Here is a 6,177-nt window from a genome sequence, read left to right as displayed (position 1 = left end):
TGAGTGTGGGGCTAAATTCGGCGGCGTGTTGATACATTACCAAATGCAGTAGAGCGCTACATAGATTTTGTTGATTAAAAGGATAGCTACCCGTTCCGGGTTGAAAGCCCTCGAGAAATGGTTCTACTACTGCGATCGCACCGTTATTAATAAAACCTTCTAACTCGTCAATATCCAGATTAACAACAATCCAGAGTCAGATTCATAATATCTTTACCGGTGATATTAACAACTAAGTTTTTCTGCCTTTGCAACAATTGCCGCCCCATTGCTAAAACTAAGGCTTCTAAGGTAGTTTCAGAAAAATCGGGATAAAGTCCCGGCGTGATGTTCATATGCGACAATAGAGACAACTCATTCCATTTTACTATAAATGCCTATTCGGTTTGAAATGCGTCCTACCGGTGGCGGGGGCGGCGGCGCTTATTATCGCCATATTAAGTCAGGTTATTTTCAACTCACCGCAGGGGAAGAGATTGAAATAGTCCCCGCCACGCCATTATTAGTCCGTCGGGAAATCACCATCMAAGCCGACAATCCTKTTTCTATTCGGTGGGTAGGGTCTGATTTATCCTTACCTGTTTTTGAAAATGGCTTCTATTMMGATGGGAGTGATGGGGGGATTGGTGTTTTAGCAAGCAGCCCCACAACTCAGATTCTCTCTATCTGGGTGCGCCAAGATACGGAAATTGACTACAACATAGGAAGCGAAATAGAGGACGATATGCCTATCCCAGATTTATCAATTAGACCGTTTATTTCCTTAGATTCCAATATAAACAAACTTCCATCGTTTATAAGTTCTGATTCTCAAGTTAATTATGATGACGTAGATACTTATAATAGGTTCTGGGGAACGTGGACTACAACAGAGGGAGCAGTTAGAGCCTGGCTATTTGATGTTTTTTTGCCCGGTAAACAATATGTTTTTAATATTACCCACAATCTTTATGAAGACCCTAACGATACCGGTGAACTTTCTTCTGTTATCAAGGAAGGAACTAATATCGAGCTCCTACTATGTCCTCGTGAAATTATGTGGATGGCAATGTCTCAAATTGCATTGTTTCCTAATGTTTTGAATTCACATACTGACATAGATAATCTTGAAAAATGGATAACAAATCGATGCTCTGTTATTACAGTTCCTGACACAGGGGGAGCTTTTAATCTGACTCCTACTCTGTCACGCTATATTTTGCTGTTTAAAGCTGAAGGTTCTTTTTTAGCTCCCGGATTAGGACTTTGCCGTTGCATTTACACGCCCAACAGCACAGACCCAAAACAAGGGGGAGAATTTGAGATAACGCAGTTTTTACCATGGGAGGATTGGTAAATTCACAAAAATAGGGGAGAGTATTACCGGTTAGTAAACAAATATAGGGAAGGCTGATCCGATCGCTCGCCGCCAAACTTTCCCCCAAGTCGGCGCRAAAACTAATATTCTCCCCGCCCGAACCCTACAATAKTCATATAGGTAAGCCGATCGCTTTACCTCGTCGGCTAGGCAACTGGGGGAAATTCCCTACAGACACGAATTCATGAAAAAAAACCGCATTGGTAAAGCCTCCGTCATTCCCGACGCGATCGCCGACAAGATAATCAAACGCTGTAAATATCCCTGGCAGCAAACTTTACTTGCCATCTTGATGTACACCGGTGAACGAGTAGGAGCGGTGAGGTTACTACGAGTCCCTGATGTTTATGTTTCCCCAGCTTCCCACATTGCCTTACCAGAAATTACCTTTCGGTCTGAAACTAGGAAGCGATCGGCTGGGAAAGATGCTGGGGTGAGACAGGTTCCCGTCTCCCAAAAATTGAGAGAAGTTCTGAGAACCTACCGACCTGGTGGTAGTGTCTGGCTTTTTCCTAGCCCATCCGACCACAGTTCACCGGTGACAGTTCAAGCGATCGACTCTTTCCACAGAAAAGCGATCGCTCAACTGGGTTTACAAAATGAGGGTTACTCGCTTCACAGTTACCGCCGCACTTTCATTACCAAACTTTATAACAAGGGAGTCAATACCAGAACCATCATGGCTATCACAGGTCACAAATCTATGGCATCTTTGCAGCGCTACATTGATGCTGAGCCTCAAAAAATCCGAGACGCGATCGATGAAATCTAAGGCAGTCGATGACTTAAGGTTGCCAGACATCAGAGGAAAGTGGGTGCTACTAGCCAAACACAGATCGAGAAGTAACTGCCCTAGATTCCGCCAATTTTAGCACTAAACCGGGCTGCTTGGTATTTTGTCTAAAACATCAAAGACTCTTACACACAGCCAACGGCGCTAACCATTGTACAGTAGCAAATAGCGCTGTTTAGGGTTGGGAAATGCTCATTGATTTTTCTGTGAAATCATAAAATTTTTCGGGGGAGTAAAGTCTCCCCCTGTGGAAAATTTAGGAGTTGCTATCTGGGGATTTCCAACCACCCGATTTAAGTGCGGGAAGTTTTTCTAGGATAGTTTCGAGAGACAAGCCGGACTCGATCCACTGTTCTACTTGGTTGGCGATCGCTTTAGCTTTTTCCGATAGATGGGGGCCGGCAAGGTAACAAACCTGCTTTTTTCCCCTATATATATAGGTAAGCATATCTATTCCCGTTGGTGTCTTGGGCGGTTGACTTAGCTTTCCAGCGAACAGTTAGGCGATCGCTCTGGGAAGTGTTCACCGGTGATGAATTTTCGTCACCCAGGGTGACGGCTACCCATCCCAAATACTTAACCTTACCTTTCTCGCGTAACCTTTCCAGAGACTTGACTACACGAGATATCGGGATATCAATGGATTGGGCGAGTTGTTTGTGGTCTTGATTCGGACATTTGTCCAGCGCCATAAAGACATCCATATCATCCCAAGCCGGATCGAATGGTTCTACACTTTCAGAATCCGTCACCCTGGGTGACGATATTATGACGGAAAGCTGCCTCGGTGACTTAGATTTTTCCCTCATCGGCCTGACCCCCTGTTATCATCTTCCCCAGATCTCACTCGACTATTTATAGCCAAAATGTTGCCGTAGGATTGCTTGGCTATATCACGAGCCAACCGGAGCTTATGGGTACAAGGAAGGTCGCTAAAATTTAGGGCGATCGCCACATCAACATGACGGGCGACTTGACAGAAGGCTGCATAATTCCTCCCGATAAGTTCTCGTAGTTCCAGCACTTAGGACTGAAGTTCCAGCACTTAGGACTGAAGTTCCAGCACTTCCGGGGGAACGCTTGGGGTTGTGTCGGTCGGGTTATGAGCGATCGCGCGTAACGGCGCGTTTGAATTTTTAACTTTTGCGTCACCCAGGGTGACGGAATCGGTGACTTTATGAGCGATCGCCTTTTCACCGGTGACAGTTTGAAGGTTAGAAAAGTGTTGTGCCATAGTCCATTTGTTTCTTGAGGGTTTAGCAGCGTGCCAAAATAGAAAGCACCCCCCGTGGGCACGAGGGGCGCTCAATTTATTTAGAGACCTGTTGGAGAATCTCCTGTCGGATGTTCTCCATTTGTTTTTTCATTTGAGATTGATAGTCTCGGTTTGCTTGCAGTCTTTCCTCCAATCGAGTTTCATGGCTTTTGACATACTCATGAAAACCAGCAAACAACTCCTCCAACAGGTCTAGAATTTTCCCGCCTGTTCCGGGGACACTTTCCCCGCTTGACTGGAAATTATCCCCCTGGCAATCTGTTCCACCAATTCGGACCGATTCAGATTTAGCTCCATAGCCATCTGATCCAGTAGCCCGACGGCTGTTTCCGTTAACGTCATCGAGACTGACTTCTTGTTTTCCCCGTACAGCGTGCTGCGGGTCTTCCATTATTCGAGCGCGATAGGTAAAAAGCCGGATGTTGAGAGCGGGGAAGCTGGTAGATTGATGCGATCGCCTTGGGGTTGGTCAGGCGATCGCAAAAGCACACCCTATATATAGGTAAAAAGCCTATGGTCAAACCAAAAGCCGAGGCCGCCAATTTGCCTAGCGGGTTTCACCGCCTGGACAAAAAACATCAGCGGATTTTCCTGGTCACTTGTTTGGCGAGGATGAAAATTCTCTTTGCGCGTGGGTCGATTTGACACGAGAGGCAGTCTCTTTCTCGAACTGTTTAATTAAAGCCAAAATGGAAATTGATAACACCATTACTCACCTAAGAGTTATCGATTTTATCTCTAATGATGAACGATTCCAAAATGTGCATAATTATGCAATGCAGCTTGAAATGTATCACAATCAAATTTATGCAGACTTGGAATATACACTATCAGCTTTAGAAAATCTAGATTTCACCGCCTGATGAGTCCTAGCCGGTAAAGGACGAAACTTTCCCCTTACACCTGGGGGGAAGTCGCGGATAACCGGGTGATTCCCACCGCATTGATGACTAGCCCCCCCGAATTGAAATGGGAGGTTTCCCTCCCCAACCTGTTNACTGGGGGCAGAAGTCAAKAATTGCTTCTARCCGGGTTCCAACCCCGGYTAGATTCTAGGGAGATTTGTTCCCCCAGATAGAATGGGCGAGAGCCGTAGCAGATTCGTGGGAACGATTAACCACAACACTAGAGGTTAAAAATGAATAGTTTAATTGTAGGCCTTGATGTTAGCTCATCGTGGTGCGATGCCGTGTGGCTAGAATTTATGCCAGCGGGTGCGTTGCGGGATTTTTACGAGTCTCCCGCATTTGCTGAGTGCCACCGAAAGCTAGAAGCAAATGCAAAGTCTATCCAGTTTCTTGTGTCTTTGGAGCCGTCTGTGGTGATATTAGAGCCGACCCGAACTTATAGCAGATTCTGGATTGACTGCTTACATCGGGAGGGAATCCCTGTGCTGAAAGTAGATCAGACGATGATTAAGGACACTCGGAAAAGCTATGGGGGAACGTCTAACAAGTCTGACCCCTACGATGCTTTGCTCATGGTTGCCACATACTTCCAGCATTACCAAATTGCCTACGATCGCAGGTATTGGGTRAGGGAGCGGCCGCCAGAAGTAGCGAAAATTGAACAATGCCTAAGAGATATTGGGTCATTCAACAAGCGCCGCACCCAAACGATAAACCAAGCCAAGTCTAGGCTAGTCTATGAATTTCCAGCGAAAGCAAAAGTTAGAGTTAAAAAAGAATCTGGGAAATTAGACCCGGACAAACTGCCAGCGTGGTGGGCTTGGGCTTGTGGTTGGACTGAACAAGGCWCCTGGAGAATCCCCAAAGCGACCAAGACTAAGTTTGACAATGAATATRCGAAGGCGATCGCGGCGGGGGAAGGCACGGGGATTAGTGAAGTAACAGCGCGACTAGCYCAACAGATTTGTATGTGGCATCAGTCAGAGGCGATGGTAGAGCAGGAGCTACTAAGCTATCTGAACCTACCAGAGTTTGATTGCTACCATCGGGTGTTTGACAAGTTTGGTTTTGGCTGCCGGGAACGAGGCTGGCTACTTACTCGGTGCGTTCCGTTTGATGAGATGTTTAAATGCCTTCCCAAGTCTAAGGCTATGAGACGATTTCGACAGCTTTGTGGTTTGGGGGCTACTCAAGTGCAATCTGGAAAGGCTGATACTCGTAGTAGTTTCACAGGAAGCAAAGAGGCGCGATCGGTGTTGCATCAGTTTGTTGTTCGGGCAGTCGAGAGGGGGACTCATCGCGAACAGAAACCGGGTGGGGGTGCGATCGCGACAACCCCCTACGATTGCCTACCAAAATCTCCAGAGGCTCATTCGCTTAGAGTTTATTGGGTAACTAGAGCATACCACAAAGGGAACAAAGTTTCTGGGGCGGCGTTGAAAGCAGCAAGGAATGCCACATCCAGAAAGCTGGCTGAGACTTTGTTTAAGGCTCTGTGGGATATGCGGTAATAATCCCCATATAATGCTCATATCAAACTTGTACCCCGATCCAATTCCCTAGGTCGGGGTTTTTATTGGTGAAAGTTTGGGAATAAGATAGAAATATGGAAGCCGGGGGAAGGGCTAAATTGGCTCACTATGGTCTGGATTCATACTTTCCCCTGGGGGCGTTTTCGGGGCGATCGCGCGATCGCGTGGAAATTGCACAACGGGCTGTGGTTTTAGCCCAGCAACAGTTAGGGAAAGTCTCCCCGGAGCGATTATATGTTATTGGTGATACGCCCCACGATGTGCGCTGCGGGCGGGCGATTGGGGCGAGGGCGATCGCGATCGCTTCAGGA

General features: G+C 46.7%; 11 protein-coding genes. 5 read left to right on the top strand and 6 right to left on the bottom strand.

Annotation, left to right across the window (positions count from 1 at the left end):
• Positions 1-179: 179 nt before the first annotated feature.
• On the bottom strand, positions 180-344 hold the full coding sequence (locus B9T16_RS24535) for a hypothetical protein (RefSeq protein ID WP_410246001.1): 165 nt from the start codon (positions 342-344) through the stop codon (positions 180-182).
• A gap of 47 nt (positions 345-391) precedes the next feature.
• Between B9T16_RS24535 and B9T16_RS24530 the strand changes: the two genes are divergently transcribed.
• Both B9T16_RS24530 and B9T16_RS24525 read left to right on the top strand, forming a co-directional pair.
• Entirely contained in the window at positions 392-1,336 is a 945-nt protein-coding gene (locus B9T16_RS24530; protein ID WP_410246000.1) for a hypothetical protein, read from the top strand.
• A 205-nt stretch (positions 1,337-1,541) separates the two neighbouring features.
• The gene (locus B9T16_RS24525; protein WP_410245999.1) at positions 1,542-2,129 is read left to right on the top strand and encodes a tyrosine-type recombinase/integrase; all 588 of its coding nucleotides are present in this window, start codon (positions 1,542-1,544) and stop codon (positions 2,127-2,129) included.
• Positions 2,130-2,406: 277 nt separating this feature from the next.
• On the opposite strand, the gene B9T16_RS24520 is transcribed toward B9T16_RS24525, so the two are convergent.
• The 5 genes from B9T16_RS24520 to B9T16_RS24500 all read right to left on the bottom strand — a co-directional run bounded on the left by B9T16_RS24520 (position 2,407) and on the right by B9T16_RS24500 (position 3,817).
• The gene (locus tag B9T16_RS24520) at positions 2,407-2,598 is read right to left on the bottom strand and encodes a hypothetical protein (protein WP_410245998.1); all 192 of its coding nucleotides are present in this window, start codon (positions 2,596-2,598) and stop codon (positions 2,407-2,409) included.
• Positions 2,579-2,902 carry a hypothetical protein gene (locus B9T16_RS24515; protein ID WP_410245997.1) on the bottom strand — a complete coding sequence of 108 codons (324 nt, stop codon included), beginning with the start codon at positions 2,900-2,902 and terminating at the stop codon, positions 2,579-2,581. Before B9T16_RS24515 ends, B9T16_RS24520 begins: the two co-directional genes overlap by 20 nt.
• 53 nt (positions 2,903-2,955) lie before the next feature.
• Positions 2,956-3,174, bottom strand: a complete 219-nt coding sequence (locus B9T16_RS24510; protein WP_410245492.1) for a hypothetical protein — start codon at positions 3,172-3,174, stop codon at positions 2,956-2,958.
• 21 nt (positions 3,175-3,195) lie between these two features.
• Complete coding sequence (locus B9T16_RS24505; protein WP_410245493.1) at positions 3,196-3,384, bottom strand: hypothetical protein; 189 nt, start codon at positions 3,382-3,384, stop codon at positions 3,196-3,198.
• Between the two features lie 76 nt (positions 3,385-3,460).
• The gene (locus tag B9T16_RS24500) at positions 3,461-3,817 is read right to left on the bottom strand and encodes a hypothetical protein (protein WP_410245996.1); all 357 of its coding nucleotides are present in this window, start codon (positions 3,815-3,817) and stop codon (positions 3,461-3,463) included.
• 298 nt (positions 3,818-4,115) lie between these two features.
• Here B9T16_RS24500 and B9T16_RS24495 point away from each other — a divergent pair, with 298 nt between their 5' ends.
• From B9T16_RS24495 to B9T16_RS24485, 3 genes are all read left to right on the top strand, one after another.
• The gene (locus B9T16_RS24495) at positions 4,116-4,289 is read left to right on the top strand and encodes a hypothetical protein (RefSeq protein WP_410245995.1); all 174 of its coding nucleotides are present in this window, start codon (positions 4,116-4,118) and stop codon (positions 4,287-4,289) included.
• A 275-nt stretch (positions 4,290-4,564) separates the two neighbouring features.
• Positions 4,565-5,845, top strand: coding sequence for an IS110 family transposase (locus B9T16_RS24490; protein ID WP_410245994.1), 1,281 nt, complete (start codon positions 4,565-4,567; stop codon positions 5,843-5,845).
• 95 nt (positions 5,846-5,940) lie between these two features.
• The coding region (locus B9T16_RS24485) for an HAD hydrolase-like protein (RefSeq protein WP_410245993.1) at positions 5,941-6,177 on the top strand (237 nt) is incomplete at its 3' end.

Origin of the sequence: Arthrospira sp. PCC 8006 (genome assembly GCF_046480465.1) — a bacterium.
Lineage (GTDB): Bacteria > Cyanobacteriota > Cyanobacteriia > Cyanobacteriales > Microcoleaceae > Limnospira > Limnospira platensis.
The sequence above is the reverse complement of the archived record's forward strand: the minus strand, read 5'-3'. Positions and strand labels throughout refer to the sequence as shown.